Origin of the sequence: Bacillus cereus group sp. MYBK216-1, assembly GCF_051916495.1 — a bacterium.
Taxonomy (GTDB): domain Bacteria; phylum Bacillota; class Bacilli; order Bacillales; family Bacillaceae_G; genus Bacillus_A; species Bacillus_A thuringiensis_K.
The window spans coordinates 330,566-347,141 of record NZ_JBQAGT010000005.1 but is presented as its reverse complement, the minus strand read 5'-3'; the positions used below and the strand labels follow the sequence as shown (position 1 = coordinate 347,141).

Here is a 16,576-nt window from a genome sequence, read left to right as displayed (position 1 = left end):
CAGCAAACTGCCTGTATTTCTTCTTATTTTGCCATTAATTTTAATGCTGACTGTAATTGTAGATCATTTTCTCCAGAACGGATTTTTTCGATAATTTTAGTTTGAATCGCTTCAGCTGTCTTTTTATCAAGCTGTCCTGTCGCTTCCATCTCATTTGCATTTTGGAATGCTTTCAGAGCCGATTCTGTCTCTTTACTAAAGTATCCATCTTCACGACCTGGTACATACCCTAAGCTCTTAAGCATTTCTTGAGCATGTTTTACTTGTACATCATTTGAATTGTATGAAAGTGTTTTTTCAATTTGAATTGGTGTCGCATGATAATAATTTGGTTGCTTCACTTCTACTGTTGGCGCGATTCCTTTTTTATGAATCCAGTTCCCATCCGGTGTTAACCATTTAAACATCGTTAATTTAATGTTGCTGCCGTCTTTAAATGGAACAGCTTGCTGGACAGTACCTTTACCAAATGTCTTTTCACCAATTAAATCGTATCCTTCTCCTTCTTTTAGCGCACCCGCTAAAATCTCTGAAGCAGAAGCACTTCCATTATCAATTAATACTGAAATTGGATATGGTTTTCTCTCTTTCAGTTCTGTAGAGAATTTCTTCTTCTCACCATTTCGCTGCTCTACTTGTAGCATCGGCTTTTTATTCGTCATAATTTCTCCTAGTATATCTTCTACACTATTTAAATAACCACCAGGATTACCACGCACGTCAATAACTAAGCCTTTTATATTTTTCTTCTCTAACTCTTTTAACTGATCCTTAAATTCTTTCGCTGTATTTTCAGCAAAAGAAGTGATTTGCATATAACCGATATCTTTTCCACTCTCTTGCTTCACAGAACTAAATACTGTAAAGATTGGAATCTTTTCACGCTTAATTTTAAATACGATCGGATCAGTTACTCCCGCACGTTTAATTTCAATTGCGACAGTCGTTCCCTTTTTACCACGAATTTTTAATACTGCTTCTTCACGTGATAAGTCTTTCACACTGTTTCCATCTACAGATAAAATTTGGTCATTCGGTTTAATTCCTATCTTTTCTGCTGGTGAACCTTTAATTGGCGATACGATAATAAGCTTACCGTCCGTCTTGTTCACCTCAGCCCCAATCCCCTCTAATTCGGGATCAAGCGATTCACTAAACTGTTTGGCTGTTTCTTTATCCATATACGTGGAATAAGGGTCCTTCAGCGTAGACAGCATACCTTGTATTGCACCTTCAACTAACTTTTCATCTTTCACGTCTTCCACATAACGTGAATCAATTAGTGCATACGCCTCATTAATTTTTGCCAAATTCCCTTGCGCAGTGCTAGCATTCCCACTCGAAATTGTTTGCGTTACTTCTGATGGGTTAACCCCAAATACAGACATGCCTGCAAACATTCCGCCAGCACCAATTAAAAATGCAACAACCATTCCAATAATTGCAACTCTCCGTTTCAATGCGGAATTCCCCTTTCCAAAACACACAGGTGGTGTAGCAAAAGGCATCACACAGTGTGTGATGCCTTTACCTATTTCTACTATATGATAAGCTTGTACGAATTATGTTTGCAACTTTTTATACTTTTAAGAAGCGACGAATTGACATTACACTTCCCCACATACCGATTAAAGCACCGATTAACACTAGTAAACCAGCTAATTGGAATACGAACGGACTGTATGGTAGAAGCTCGAAAATTGTTCCGCCAAGTTTTTCATTAAACACACCTTGCAACGAATTATACGTAATTAGAATTAGGCCAATTGGAATAATTGATCCTAATACTCCTAAGAATAATCCCTCTAGCAAGAATGGCCAACGAATAAACCAGTTTGTTGCACCAACAAGTTTCATAATTTCAATTTCTGTACTACGAGCATAAATTGTAATTTTAATTGTATTAGAGATTAAGAACATCGCTGTGAATAAAAGACCAGCAATTAACGCAATCCCAATGTTACGACCAGTTTTTACAGTATCAAATAATCGTTCAACTTGCCCTTTTCCGTACTGAACATTACTAACAAACTGCATTTTTTCAACCTTCTTCGCGATTGTCGCTGTATCGGTTGGTTCTTTTGCTTTTACAACGAATACGTTTTTAAGTGGGTTATCTTGTTCAAATAACTCAAACGTTTTTCCACTATCACCTAAGCTTTTAATTAAACGTTTTAACTCTTCTTCTTTAGAAGAATATTTAATAGAATCTACTTTTGCAATCTTACTCATATCTTCTTCTAATTTCTTTTGATCCGCTTCTTTTGCAGCTGGATCAATGTGTACACGAATCTCTACATCTTGCTCTACTTTAGTCGCAAAATGGTTCATATTCATAATCGCTGTTAAAAAGACACCTACAAGTAATAATGTAACTGTTACTGCACTAACAGAAGCAAATGTCATCCATCCGTTACGTGATAGATTCTTTACACCTTCTCGCAAATGTCGACTAAGGGTCTTAGCCTTCATATCCGTATCCTCCCTCAATCTCATCTCGAACAATTTTTCCGCCTTCAATCGCGATTACACGATGACGGATTGTATTTACGATATCTGCATTATGCGTCGCCATAACGATCGTTGTGCCGCGCTCATTAATGCGAGTAAAAATATTCATAATATCAAGAGCTGTTTCAATATCTAAGTTACCTGTTGGCTCATCGGCAATTACAACCTTTGGTCTATTTACAATTGCTCTTGCAATAGCCACACGTTGTTGCTCCCCGCCCGAAAGCTCACTTGGAAGTGCGTCTGCACGATCTTCAAGGCCTACAAGACCTAACACTTCTGTTACACGCTCACGAATTGCATCTGGTTCTTCTTCAATTACTTCTAAAGCAAACGAAACATTCTCATATACCGTTAATTTAGGTAGCAATTTGAAATCTTGGAAAATTACGCCTAATTGGCGACGGAAATACGGAACGTCTCTTTCTGCCAATGTTTCGATAGTAAGTCCATTTACATTAATAGATCCTGTAGATGGTTTCTCTTCACGATACATCATTTTAATAAATGTAGATTTCCCGGCTCCACTCGGTCCAACTACGTATACGAATTCACCTTGTTTAATGTTAACTGTAAGACCAGCAATGGCTTTCATACCATTCGGGTACTCCTTATAAACATTCGTCATTTTTATCATTATTTATCACCCAATACTTAATGATTTTTTTCGAAATACTTTTCTGTACATCTGAAAATAAAAGACATCCTTCATTTTCATTTAGTCATCCTTGTTGAAGGTAGTTTACTTATGCTTTCTCATAAGCAATACCACTCTATGTAATATATTTCAGCAAAATTCTACAAACCCCATTGTAACATCAAACGGTTTCCAATTTGGATACATTTTTGTTACAGTTATGTTACATACCAGAAAAAAGGAAAACGAGCTGACTATATTATCAACTCGCCCATTTCACCTTTTTATTTATGTTCAGCTAACCATTCAGATACTTTTTTCGCATCTTCACCTTGAATAAGTCCTGGTGACATTGAACCACGGCCTTTTTTAATAATCTCTTCGATATCTGCAGCGTCGTACTTACCGCCTACTTTTCTTAAATCAGGTCCAGTTGCCCCTGATAAATCTGTTGCGTGACATCCCGCACAACTTCTTTGGAAAATTTGTTCTGCGCTGTCTGTGCTTGCAGACTGTTTCGAAGACTTACTCTCTTCTTTATTTCCGCATGCTCCTAAAGCAAAAACAACCGATGTCCCTAGCGCAATAGCCAACAATTTCTTTTTCACTTCTATCGCTCCCCATTGTTGATATTCTTTTTATTCCTAACACACTCATTTTCATTATAAGCATTATCTTTATATAGAAAAACTAAGGTGTATTTCATATTCCTCAAAAATACAGTGAGAACCTTGATAAAATAAAGCTTTCATAAGTTGTTTCAATTCTGTGAACAACTTAAAAAACTTCTATAAAGTATCCTTTTTAAAAGGAAAATTAGAAAAGTTCTATATAAATCTTTACCCTATTACCGCCTATTTTACTATTCTCTACTTTTTACAAAACAATATACAGCATTGTAATCTACATATAATCCCATCAAAAAGAGAAGTTGTCGTTTCCAACTTCTCTTCCTCTTTACTTCATCTATAAAAATAGAATCAAATTCTTTATATCCTCTATTGTCCTCAGCATGCGCCAACAATTTCGTTGGCTTTTTTTCGCTTATTAGATGCGAGAACGTAAGTAAGCATCAATAAATGGATCAATCTCTCCATCCATAACAGCTTGTACGTTACCAACCTCCGTATTTGTACGATGGTCTTTTACAAGAGAATACGGGTGGAATACGTAAGAACGGATTTGGCTACCCCATCCGATTTCTTTTTGCTCTCCGCGAATTTCATCTAATTCTGCTTGTTGCTCTTCTAGTTTCTTTTGATATAATTTCGCTTTTAACATTTTCATCGCATGCTCACGGTTTTTAATTTGAGAACGCTCCGACTGACATGTTACAACCGTATTTGTCGGTGTATGTGTAATACGAACTGCTGAATCTGTCGTATTTACGTGCTGCCCACCAGCTCCACTTGCTCGGTACGTATCAATTTTTAAGTCTTCTGTACGTACTTCGATTTCAACTTCATCATTGAACTCTGGTACAACTTCACAAGATACGAACGATGTATGACGGCGCCCTGAAGAATCGAATGGTGAAATACGTACAAGACGATGTACACCTTTCTCTGCTTTTAAGTAACCGTAAGCGTTATGACCTTTAATTAATAAAGTTACACTCTTAATACCAGCTTCATCACCTGGTAAATAATCAACCGTTTCTACTTTGAATCCGCGTTTTTCAGCCCAGCGTGTGTACATACGTAATAACATAGAACCCCAGTCTTGTGACTCAGTTCCACCTGCACCTGGATGTAATTCTAAAATCGCATTATTTTTATCATAAGGATCACTTAATAGTAACTGAAGCTCATACTCATTCATTTCTTGAATTAAGCCTTTTACTTCTGATTCTAATTCCTCATGTAAATCTTCATCATACTCTTCTTTTAAAAGCTCATGCGTGATTTCTAAATTTTCGAACGTCTCATCTAACTGACGGAACTTTCCAACCATATCTTTTAACGCATTCGCTTCATTAATTACAGCTTGTGCGCCTTGTTGGTCATCCCAAAATCCTGCGCCCATCATTTTCTCTTCTAATTCTGCAATTTGTTTCTCCTTAGTAGGGAGGTCAAAGAGACCCCCTAAAAGCCGCTAATCGCTTAGCCATTTTCTCTAATTCCTGTCTAATTTCTACTAATTCCATTTCCTTCACCTCTATGTAATTGCTGTTACTTTCGTATGAAAACAAGGGAAACTCTCTCCACTTATTACGGAGAGAGTTTAATCCTTCTTAATTATACATTTTTGATATAAAAGTTTGCAAAACAGCCAAAGCTACCGTCCTATATTACTGAACGATACCACAGCAGTTTTTATATTTTTTACCGCTACCACATTTACATAAATCGTTGCGGCCCACTTGGTCACCTTTTACAACTGGCTTTTTCTTTGCTTCTTCGCCATCGCTAGAAGGATGAACAGCTTCACCTTGAACAACTTCTTGACGTTCTAAGTTTTGTTCAATTTCAGCTTTCATAATGTAACGAGAAATTTCCTCTTCAATAGAAGCAACCATTGACTCGAACATCGCGAACCCTTCCATTTGGTACTCACGAAGTGGATCGATTTGACCGTAAGCACGTAAATGAATACCTTCACGAAGGTGATCCATCGCATCAATATGCTCTGTCCATTTCGTATCTACAACGCGGAATACAACAACTTTCTCAAACTCACGCATTTGCTCTTCTGGCATAAGCTTTTCTTTGTCATTGTAACGCTCTATTAATTTCGCCATAATCGGTTCGCTCATTTCCTCAGGAGCAAGGCGACGTAATTCTTCTTCTTTTACATCTCCGTCTTGAAGAAGGTTTGTATTTAAGTAGTCAACAAGACCTTTAATGTTCCAATCTTCTTCAATTTCCTCTTGTGTATGAAGCGCAACAGCACGTTCTACTGTAGATTTCATCATACCTTCAATAATACCACGTAAGTTTTCCGATTCCATAACCTCTTGACGTTGCTTATAAATAACTTCACGTTGCTGACGAAGTACATCATCGTATTGTAATAACTGCTTACGTGCATCATAGTTATTTCCTTCAACACGTTTTTGTGCAGATTCTACCGCACGAGAAACCATTTTACTTTCAATCGGCTGTGAATCATCCATACCAAGGCGGTCCATCATTGCTTTCATATTATCTGAACCAAATCTGCGCATTAATTCATCTTCCATTGATAAGTAGAACTGCGTCACACCAGGGTCCCCTTGACGACCGGCACGACCACGTAACTGATTATCAATACGACGGCTTTCATGTCGTTCTGTACCGATAACTGCTAGACCGAAGATTTTTACATCATCTCCAAGCTTAATATCTGTACCACGACCAGCCATATTCGTTGCAATCGTTACAGCACCTTTCATACCTGCTTCCGCAATAATATCAGCTTCACGTGCATGGTTTTTCGCATTTAAGATGTTATGACGTACACCTTTACGCGTTAACATTTTTGAAATAAGCTCTGAAGTTTCAATTGCAACTGTACCTACAAGAACAGGTTGCCCTTGTTTATGACGATTTACAATATCCTCAACAACAGCATTGAATTTACCTTCCATTGATTTAAAGATTAAATCGGCACGATCATCACGAATAATCGGTTTGTTTGTCGGAATTACAATAACGTTCATATTGTAAATGTTACGGAATTCCTCTTCCTCTGTTTTCGCTGTACCAGTCATACCAGATAATTTTTCATACATACGGAAGTAGTTCTGGAATGTAATTGTTGCAAGCGTCATGCTTTCATTTTGAATTTCTACACCTTCTTTTGCTTCAATCGCTTGGTGTAATCCTTCGCTATAACGACGACCTTTCATAAGACGACCAGTGAATTGGTCTACAATTACGATTTCGCCTTCTTGTACAACATAATCTGTATCACGATGCATAACAACGTGTGCACGAAGCCCCTGATTAATATGGTGAAGAAGTGCTACATGTTTTAAATCGAATAAGTTTTCAATATGGAAAGCTTTCTCTGCTTTCGTAATACCATCTTCTGTTAGCATTACATTTTTCGTTTTCACATCAAATGAATAATCTTTTTCATTTTCTAACGTACGAACAAATGCATTTGCAAACATGTATAGCTCTGTTGATTTTTGAGCTTGTCCTGAAATAATAAGCGGCGTACGTGCTTCATCGACTAAAATAGAATCGACTTCATCGATAATAGCAAAGTGAAGTGGACGTTGAACGCACTGCTCTTTATATAAAACCATGTTATCACGTAAGTAATCGAATCCAAGCTCATTATTTGTGCTATACGTAATATCAGCAGCATAAGCCTCTTGTTTCTCTTCGCGTGACATACTATTTAAGTTAATTCCTACTGTTAAGCCTAGGAACTCATGAAGTTGTCCCATTTCATTCGCATCACGTTGTGCTAAGTATTCATTGACTGTAACAACGTGAACACCTTTTCCTGTTAAAGCATTTAAATATACAGGTAATGTAGACGTTAACGTTTTACCTTCACCCGTTTTCATCTCAGAAATATTCCCTTCATGTAAGGCAATACCACCCATTAACTGTACGCCATATGGACGCATTCCAAGAACACGAGTTGCCGCTTCGCGAACAACCGCGAAAGCTTCAGGTAGTAGATCATCTACTGTTTCACCTTTTGTTAGACGTTCTTTAAATTCAAGCGTCTTTCCTTTTAATTGTTCATCAGTTAGTGGCTTAATAGATGACTCTAATGCATCAATTTGCTCAACTGTTTTCTGCATACGTTTAATTTGGCGTTGATTTACATCAAACACCTTTTTTAAAATACCGATCATAGGAAATACGCTCCTCTTTTTATTAAAATAAAACTTCCGATTGTTTTCTTTTTCTCTATTACAATCAGTCGTTATAACAATCAAATGTATGTTATGCCAATTTTTCTCCTAATTAAAAAAACTAAAATGTATATACCTAATGATAATTGTAACACTTGTCTTATAACTATGACAACAATCGGCCGAATGTCTCGTTCTAAATTAAGAAAAGTTTTTTAAAAATCTATTTTCAGCAAAAAAAGCGCAGCCATTTCGGCTGCGCTTTCGAATTATTATTTAGTTTCGATTAAACCGTATTTCCCATCTTTACGGCCATATACAACATTAGTTTCGTTTGTATCAGCATTTGTGAAGACGAAGAAATTATGTCCTAGCATATCCATTTGTAGGATTGCCTCTTCAACGTCCATCGGTTTTAAATCGAATCGTTTTGTACGTACAAGTTCTAATTCATCTTCTTCTACCTCATCCAAAACAGCTACTGCTTCTGGAAGGATAAAGTTCGTTTTTATAGAACCTTTCTCACGTAACTTACGATTTACTTTTGTTTTATGTTTACGAATTTGTCGCTCAATTTTATCAACTACTAAATCGATAGCAGCGTACATATCGCTATTAGTTTCTTCTGCACGAAGTAATAAATCAGTAAATGGGATTGTTACCTCGACACGTTGCTTGTCAGAGTATACTTTTAAATTAACTTTAATCTCTGGGAATGTATCAAAATAACGCTCTAACTTACTTAGTTTTTTCTCTACATATTCCTTTAATGCTGGAGTTACTTCAATATTTTCACCACGAATGTTGAATTTCATAGATGAATTCCTCCTTTCAAGCCTATGTACTATAATTTCGACATTGGCTTAAAAACTCCTTCTAACTTTTTTAAAAAAATTAGTGGAATTGCGATTTTTTTATCGTTTTTTGTTGAAATGAAAAGATGCATCGTTTCTATCTTTATTTTATCCTATTAACATCGTGAATAACGAATATTTCTGTGGACAATTCGTTACAGAAAAGAAACAACTTTTTGACAACTTACCCTATAACAAAAACCCCTTGCGAAAAACAAGAGGTTCTACTACATATATATAACGTTGCCACACGCAGCTTTCTCTTCCAAAAACAATATCCCCTACAGTTTCACAACATTAGCTGCTTGTGGTCCACGTGCTCCATCTACAATGTCAAACTCTACTTGTTGCCCTTCTTCTAATGACTTAAACCCATCTTGTTGAATAGCAGAAAAATGGACAAATACATCGTCACCATCTTCACGCTCAATAAACCCAAATCCCTTTTCTGCATTGAACCATTTCACTCTTCCTTGCATGTTCATTCCATTCCCTTCACTCTAAAAATCAGGGCATTCGCCCCATATTTTGACTATAACGAATGACAACATATGAAGTCAAAGAAGACTTATCGCCTTTTTATTATCCCTTTCGACACTGCCATATTAACTTCTACAAAGTGTCAAACTAGATACTTCCCTTGCCCCTCTCTCATATAACAAACTTCCGATTTGCCTAACTGTAATTCCTGTCGTATACACGTCATCAACGAGTAAAATATGTTGTCCAGAAAACATCTCTTCTCCCTGAAAATAAAAAGGATTGCTTCCTGACACCCTTTCTTTACGTGTCTTCTTACTTTGCTTTTCTGTTTCCCTTCTTCTTAATGATGGATAAGAAATTTTGACAGGCAAACAAGTTGCTAATAACTCAGCTTGATTAAAACCACGTTCAACTTCCCTTTCCTTACTAAGCGGAACAGCTATAACGGTTGAAACATTGGCAAAATAATTTTGAAATAAATTTCGAAACGGGCGATAAAAAATGCGAACTAACTCTGCATCCCCCCGAAACTTAAACTGCGCTACTATTTCTTTCATCCCATCATCATACATGTATAACGAACGGTTTTTAAAAGAACGATACTTCTCCTCTTTCATCCACCTTATACAATCTATACAAATACCGTCTTCTTGAAATGAGGTAGAAACAAATTCTAAAGGTCGCCCACATTCCATGCAAATTTCTCCTATAATATAGGAAAGTTTCTGTTCACATCTATCACATATATATTTTCTATGACACTTTACAAAAAAATTGTACCAACTAACCTTTTCTACAAAACACTCATCACAAAGTAAACAATGCATTAATCAATCAATCCTTGTTCTTCCGCATTTTTATTCATACCTTGAATATGTTTTTTCGCGCGCACCATCGCTTCTGTCTTACCATAGTGAAAATAAATAACCTCTCCATACGGCGCTTCAGAGCTCCGCCCTGCTCGACCCGCAATTTGTACGAGTGCACTTTCTGAGAATATTTCTTCTTCCGCCCCTAAAACTGCGACTTGCAAATTTTTCACCGTTACGCCTCGCTCTAAAATTGTCGTTGTAACTAATAATGGGATTTCTCCGTTTCTGAAAGCCGCTATTTTTTCTTTTCTCCCCGGATCTTCTGCATGTACACCTTCAATTCGATTGTTTAATGGTTTTAACAACAAGCTTATTTCTTCTATATATCGCACATGGGGGACGAATAAAAAAATAGGGAATTTTTTATTTAAGTATGTTTGTAACCACTGTAGTAAAACTCGAGGAATTCTTTTATGAATGAGGTTTTTTTTCCAATTCCCGCACCAACAAAATAAAGGAACTGGCAAGGGATGACGGTGATATCGTCCAGAAACAATAACACCTTTTTGTTTACCTTTTCTAAGTTTTCGCTTCCACGTTTCATCTGGAGTCGCAGTTAAATAAATACGCGCCGCTCTTTCTTTCATCGCTTGTTTTACCGCGTACTGTAACATTTGATCTACACAATATGGAAAAGCATCTATTTCATCTACAACCATGACATGGAATGCCCTATAATAACGTAATAACTGATGCGTAGTCGCAACCACTAGTACTGCATCTTTTTCTTTATCCACACTCCCTCCATATAAAGCCGCTACCTTTATATATGGAAATACTTCTTGCAATCTCGGTGCTAATTCTAGAACAACATCCGTTCTCGGCGTTGCGATACAAACTCTTTCCCCTTTTTGAAGCGCTTCGTTAATTCCGTAAAACAACATCTCTGTTTTCCCAGCCCCGCATACAGCCCAAATAAAGAAAGATTCTTTCTGCTTAATAGCTTCTATAACACCTTGCGCCACCAACTCCTGACCGGTAGACAAAACCCCTTTCCACTGCAACTGATTTAACTCTCTTTCTTCCTTTCTTTCCTGAATCCCACGAACGAGTACAGTACATTCACTAACTCTCCCCATCGTGATGCACTTCCGGCAATACGTGCATCTTTTACTGCACCTTTTACATAAAAATGATGCAAATAATCGCTGCTCTATATTTCCGCAGCGCTGACATATATATTTAGAAGCCTTCTTTGTTATGCCTTGTACACATGCGACTTCTCCCTTCTTTTTCAAATCACTTAATTCTTTCCGTAAATCTGAAGAGAGTTCTTCTAATAGCAACTGTTTTCCAGCAAGCATTCATACCACCTCCAGCACTACTATAAACCTTTCTCATCATCTCGTAAAAACTCAAAAAAGCCGATAACCTACTTATAGAATAGTAAGCTATCGACTTTATACACATGTTTTATTCTTTTATAAATCCTAGAATCGACCGTATCCTAAGAAATGTTTTTTGTTATACGAACTGTTAATATCACCGTACGCAATTCCTTTATCGCTAGCATGGATCATTTGGCCATTACCAACGTAAATACCGATGTGAGATGGGCCTGCTTTGTAAGTACCTTGGAAGAATACTAAGTCTCCTGGTTGTGGGCTACTTACTTTAGAAACTGAGTTCCAGTAACCATTAACGTCTTGACGACCTACACCAAAAATGTAAGAAATGAATCCACTACAGTCAAAACCACCGTTTGATGGAGATGCACTACCCCAAACATATGGTAAACCTAAGTAGCTTTGCGCTTTACCAATTACGCCACCCACATTTGAAGCTGGCTTTTTCTCTTCTTGTTTAGGTGCTTCTTTCTTAGGCTCTTCTTTTTTTGGTTCCTCTTTTTTAGGCTCTTCTTTTTTAGCTTGTCCACCATTGTTTGCTGGTGCAGCTTGCTCTGCAGGTGCTTGTGCTGGCTGAGCTTGCGCAGCTTTAGCAGCTTGCTCTGCTTGTTTTTGAGCAGCAGCTTCTTGTGCAGCTTTTGCTTGTGCTTCTTCTTCTGCAATGCGTTGTAATTGTAACGCTTGTTTCTCAAGCTCTTTCAATTGACCTTCCGTACTTGTCATTGAAGTTACAACTGTATCCATTTTACTGCTTAAATCGTTTACCGCTGTTGCTTTTTTCTCTTTTTCAGCGTCAAGTTCTTTCTTAGCAGTTTCAATTTGAGCTTGTGCTTCTTTTAATTCTTTTTGTTTCTCTTTTACCGTTGCAACATCTTTTTTCACACTAGCTTGATCTTCTTGTTGTGTTTTCATGATATCTTCATCAGACTCAAGAATTTTAGAAACAGAAGTTAAACGATCAACTAAATCTGCAACGTTTTTAGAGTTTACAAGAACTTCTGTTACAACGTTCGTATTTGGTTGTTCTTGAAGTGCAACTAAACGCTTTCTTAATAGCTCTTCACGTTTTGCAATCTTTGTTTGTAATTCTGCAATATCTTTATTTTTCTTTTCAATTAATTGCTCAGTATCAGAAACTTTTTTCGTTGTTTCATCAAGCTTTGCAGCATTCTCTTGAACAGATTTATCTAAACCTTGAATTGTTTTGTTTAAGTCATTCATTTGTTTTTGTAATTCATCACGTTCTTGTTGTTGTTTATGTAAAGTGTCATTTTGTGTATTAATTTGTGATTTCACGTCAGAAATTTTATCTTCTGCAAATACATTTGGTGTTAGCCCTGAAAACATTAACCCTGCAACTAATGCGCAAGATGTCATTTTTAGCTTTTTCATTTTATTTTTTACACCGCTTTCTTTTTTCTTTTTCCGTATATAACCTATAAAATTTATACCATAATTCGGGATTTTTTTTGCTAATGTTACGTTTTTGTAAAACAAATGTAATATTATATGTGACTATAGTGCAAAATTCGTATATTTTTGTATGTGTGTGTAGAAATTTATATACTTTTCTTACTTCTATAAACAAAGAAAAAACGTAAGGAATCCCTTACGTTTTATTAAATATACGAATAGAAATGAAATGCTACTTCATCCATTTCTCAGCCCAATTTTGGACCTCATCCATAACACTTTCTAACGCTTTTCCCTTGTCAGTTAAGCCATACTCGATTCGAACTGGTACTTCTGGATAGACATTACGAACTACAATGCCCTCGCTTTCCAATTCCTTCAAACGCTCTGACAACATACGATCGCTCATATTTGGGATAATATCTGCGATTTCTCTAAAACGTTTCGACTCTTCAAGCAAAGATTTAATAATTAAGCCAGTCCACTTCTTACTAAGCAGAGTAAAAGCTGACTCAAACTTTGGACATAAACAAGAATTATGCTCCATATGTTTCACCTCTCTTCCATTATAATATAGTTTCTTGTAAAAAGTAAGTTATAAAACTTTCCTCATTATTTTATTTTACGTACATTTTACCATTTCCAAATATTAACTTGTCAACTAAACGTAACATACCCGTAAAAAAACCCTCTTAAAAAGAGAGCTTTTTATATCTTTATTACTTCGTATACCATCCAAGACCTAATGCACCTTCACCTAAGTGCGTACCAATTACAGCTCCAAAATAACCTGTACGAATTGTGACGTGAGGATATTTTGCTTCTAATTCTTTCTTCCATTCATTCGCTTCTTCTTCACGTTGTGCATGAATGATAACTGCTTCCATAGGTACACCTTTACTTGCTTGCTCATCAAAAATTTCAATGATACGTTTTAATGCTTTTTTACGTGTACGAATCTTTTCAAACGGAATAATGATTTTATCTCTAAAATATAAAACTGGCTTCACTTGTAACAGACTGCCGATGAAAGCTTGTGCGCTATTCAATCGACCACCACGCTGTAAATGATGTAAATCATCAACTACAAAATAGGCGTCCATTGTTTTCTTCATTTCATCAAAACGAGCGATAATCTCTTTTGGATTCTTTCCTTCACTTGCTAACTTTGCACCTTCACGCACATAAAATCCTTGTACTTCACAACTAATTTCAGAGTCATACGTGTACACATCAATACCCTCTACCATCTGTCCAGCTGTCGTTGATGTTTGATATGTACCACTAATTCCACTTGATAGGTGAATACTAATAACTGCATCATAATCTTTAGCTAGTTCTTCATATAGCTCAACAAACTTTCCGATTGCTGGTTGAGAAGTTTTTGGAAGTTCCTCTTGTTCACGTACTTTCACATAAAAATCATCTGCTGAAATTTCAGCTTCTTCTTGATAAGATTCTGTTCCAAACACAACGTTTAATGGAATCATATATATATTGAGTTCATCACGAATTTGCTTCGGTATATATGCCGTACTATCAGTAACAATAGCTATTTTCATTTTCGTACCTGCCTTATAAAAAGTTTTATTTCCTAATTTTACACGAAAACTACAAATGGTGCATCCATACATGAAAATGCCGGTTGAAATTATACCTACCATCTCGACAAATTACAACAAAAAGATAAAATACTCACCAAAAACTTCAGCATATTTAGAAAAAATGTTTGAATATAAAAAGGCTCGCTTTTAAAATGGAAAGTACTAGTCATTTTGATAGATAGGGGCGTACACAAGTGCTATTACAATATTTTACAATCAAAGACTACGGCGAACACGAAATCGTCATTCAAAAATCAAGATTTATTTGTTATATTAGCCGAGCAACGACTGAGGAAGAGGCTCAAGCATTTATACAAAAAATAAAAAAACAACATTGGAATGCAACACACAATTGTTCCGCTTATTTAATTGGCGAACAAGACCATATTCAAAAAGCAAATGATGACGGCGAGCCTAGCGGTACAGCTGGCGTACCAATGTTAGAGGTACTTAAAAAACGTGGACTAAAAGATACCGTTGTTGTCGTAACACGCTATTTTGGTGGCATTAAACTTGGCGCAGGTGGATTAATTCGTGCATATGGAAAGTGTACAAGCGAGGGCATTAATCATGTCGGTGTTGTCCAGCGAAAACTAATGCGTGTGATGCAAACCGAGATTGATTACACATTACTTGGCAAAGTGGAAAATGAATTACGTAATTCAAAATATGCCATTAAAGATATACATTATCTAGAAAATGTCACATTTGATACGTATGTAGAAGAAGACGGCAAACAAGCATTTACAGATTGGATGATTGAATTAACAAACGGGAAATGTACAATTATAGAAGGAGATATGCTGTACTTAGAACAAGATGTTATCTAAGCATAACCTATTTATCACATTCAAAGATTAATGTAGTGAATTACTTCCCTACAAATGAACTAACGAACTAAGGAGATTATATATGGAAGAACGTTATTATCATCTCCAAAATAGCAGAATAAAAAAGAAGCGAAGAAGGAAACTTTTCTTCTTCCTTATTTTCGCATTTTTATTTGGCAGTATAGGAGTTTATGTGTTAAATTCTTACTCTTCTCTTATGGGGATGTATAGTGGTTTTACTCGTGAAAAATCGGATTTAAGAAATAAAGATGTAGAAATTACAAAGGAACCTTTTACAATTCTCATTATGGGTATAGAAGATTATGCGACAGACGGTCAAAATGGTCGTACAGACTCATTAATGTTTGCAACAGTCAATCCAAAAACACAAAAGATTTCACTTATGAGTATTCCTCGTGATTCTCGAGTTAAAATTGTTGGCAAAAATAAAGAAGACAAAATTAACGCTGCCCATGCTTACGGCGGAGAAGAAATGGCAATCAAAACTGTCGAAGGCTTTCTAAAAGTTCCTGTAGACCATTATCTTAAAATTGATTTCCAAGGCTTTAAAGGTATCGTTGATGCTGTTGGCGGCGTTACCGTTGACGTACCCTTCGATTTCTGGGAGCGATCTGACGTCGATTACTACAAAAAAATCCAATTTAAGCAAGGACAGCAAAACTTAAACGGTGAAGAAGCACTTGCTTATGTACGTATGCGAAAGCAAGATCCAAATGGCGATTATGGTCGAGCTGCTAGACAAAGACAATTACTAGCCGCTGTTGCTCATAAACTAAACTCCACTTCTACTGTATTTAAAATTAAAGATTTAACAGCTGTCGTTGGAAAATATATAAAAACCGACATTCCTATTTCAGACGGACTTGCTCTTTACAATAAACTTTCTGGATTTGATCCTTCTACAATGCAAACGTTAAAGCTTGAAGGTGAAGACAAAAAAATAGGCGGTATTTATTACTTCCTTCCAGATCCAATCAGTATAGAAACGGTGCGTAACGAAATTGAAAAAGAATTAGGAGAAAAAGCAAAAAATCCAACTACAAAAAACAACTCAAATCCTGATTCAAATTCAAGTTCAAGTTCAAATTCTAACGAACAAACAAAAAAAGAAACAAACCAAAATAAAACACCAACTGATCCGCCACCTTCTACAAATGCTCATGCGGAGTGGATTATGCGCAATCAGCCGTAGCAAAAAGGCCCAATC

General features: G+C 36.4%; 15 protein-coding genes. 2 read left to right on the top strand and 13 right to left on the bottom strand.

What is annotated here, in order from left to right; genetic code table 11:
- Positions 1-23: 23 nt before the first annotated feature.
- The 13 genes from ACTFRH_RS19935 to ACTFRH_RS19875 form a co-directional block, all read right to left on the bottom strand.
- Positions 24-1,460, bottom strand: coding sequence for a S41 family peptidase (locus ACTFRH_RS19935; protein WP_000830313.1), 1,437 nt, complete (start codon positions 1,458-1,460; stop codon positions 24-26).
- 118 nt (positions 1,461-1,578) lie between these two features.
- Positions 1,579-2,472 (bottom strand): permease-like cell division protein FtsX, encoded by an 894-nt coding sequence (gene ftsX, locus ACTFRH_RS19930; RefSeq protein ID WP_000645027.1) that lies wholly within the window; start codon positions 2,470-2,472, stop codon positions 1,579-1,581.
- Positions 2,462-3,148: a cell division ATP-binding protein FtsE gene (gene ftsE, locus ACTFRH_RS19925; RefSeq protein WP_000594321.1), complete on the bottom strand. Its 687-nt coding sequence runs from the start codon at positions 3,146-3,148 to the stop codon at positions 2,462-2,464. Before ftsE ends, ftsX begins: the two co-directional genes overlap by 11 nt.
- A gap of 284 nt (positions 3,149-3,432) precedes the next feature.
- The gene (gene cccB / locus ACTFRH_RS19920; RefSeq protein WP_000727971.1) at positions 3,433-3,756 is read right to left on the bottom strand and encodes a cytochrome c551; all 324 of its coding nucleotides are present in this window, start codon (positions 3,754-3,756) and stop codon (positions 3,433-3,435) included.
- A gap of 439 nt (positions 3,757-4,195) precedes the next feature.
- A protein-coding gene (prfB, locus tag ACTFRH_RS19915) for a peptide chain release factor 2 (RefSeq protein ID WP_096001716.1) occupies positions 4,196-5,294 on the bottom strand; the annotation gives its coding sequence in 2 pieces (ribosomal slippage) (positions 4,196-5,221 and positions 5,223-5,294; 1,098 coding nt in all).
- A 144-nt stretch (positions 5,295-5,438) separates the two neighbouring features.
- Positions 5,439-7,946: a preprotein translocase subunit SecA gene (gene secA, locus ACTFRH_RS19910; protein ID WP_000579370.1), complete on the bottom strand. Its 2,508-nt coding sequence runs from the start codon at positions 7,944-7,946 to the stop codon at positions 5,439-5,441.
- Positions 7,947-8,218: 272 nt separating this feature from the next.
- Entirely contained in the window at positions 8,219-8,761 is a 543-nt protein-coding gene (hpf, locus tag ACTFRH_RS19905) for a ribosome hibernation-promoting factor, HPF/YfiA family (RefSeq protein ID WP_000671185.1), read from the bottom strand.
- Between the two features lie 320 nt (positions 8,762-9,081).
- Complete coding sequence (cspC, locus tag ACTFRH_RS19900; RefSeq protein WP_003303412.1) at positions 9,082-9,279, bottom strand: cold shock protein CspC; 198 nt, start codon at positions 9,277-9,279, stop codon at positions 9,082-9,084.
- Between the two features lie 126 nt (positions 9,280-9,405).
- On the bottom strand, positions 9,406-10,110 hold the full coding sequence (locus ACTFRH_RS19895) for a ComF family protein (RefSeq protein WP_033690030.1): 705 nt from the start codon (positions 10,108-10,110) through the stop codon (positions 9,406-9,408).
- Positions 10,110-11,459, bottom strand: coding sequence for an ATP-dependent helicase ComFA (gene comFA, locus ACTFRH_RS19890; RefSeq protein WP_000879435.1), 1,350 nt, complete (start codon positions 11,457-11,459; stop codon positions 10,110-10,112). The genes ACTFRH_RS19895 and comFA overlap by 1 nt, the downstream gene beginning before the upstream one ends.
- Positions 11,460-11,585: 126 nt before the next feature.
- The gene (locus tag ACTFRH_RS19885; protein WP_003303410.1) at positions 11,586-12,998 is read right to left on the bottom strand and encodes a C40 family peptidase; all 1,413 of its coding nucleotides are present in this window, start codon (positions 12,996-12,998) and stop codon (positions 11,586-11,588) included.
- 148 nt (positions 12,999-13,146) lie between these two features.
- Entirely contained in the window at positions 13,147-13,461 is a 315-nt protein-coding gene (locus ACTFRH_RS19880) for a winged helix-turn-helix transcriptional regulator (RefSeq protein WP_000400857.1), read from the bottom strand.
- 172 nt (positions 13,462-13,633) lie between these two features.
- Positions 13,634-14,476: a DegV family protein gene (locus tag ACTFRH_RS19875; RefSeq protein WP_000684725.1), complete on the bottom strand. Its 843-nt coding sequence runs from the start codon at positions 14,474-14,476 to the stop codon at positions 13,634-13,636.
- Positions 14,477-14,712: 236 nt separating this feature from the next.
- On the opposite strand from ACTFRH_RS19875, the gene ACTFRH_RS19870 reads away from it, so the two are divergent.
- Positions 14,713-15,348, top strand: a complete 636-nt coding sequence (locus tag ACTFRH_RS19870; RefSeq protein WP_000926663.1) for a YigZ family protein — start codon at positions 14,713-14,715, stop codon at positions 15,346-15,348.
- 82 nt (positions 15,349-15,430) lie between these two features.
- A complete protein-coding gene (locus ACTFRH_RS19865) occupies positions 15,431-16,561 on the top strand; it encodes an LCP family protein (protein ID WP_000392790.1) in 1,131 nt (376 codons plus the stop codon).
- Positions 16,562-16,576: the final 15 nt, after the last annotated feature.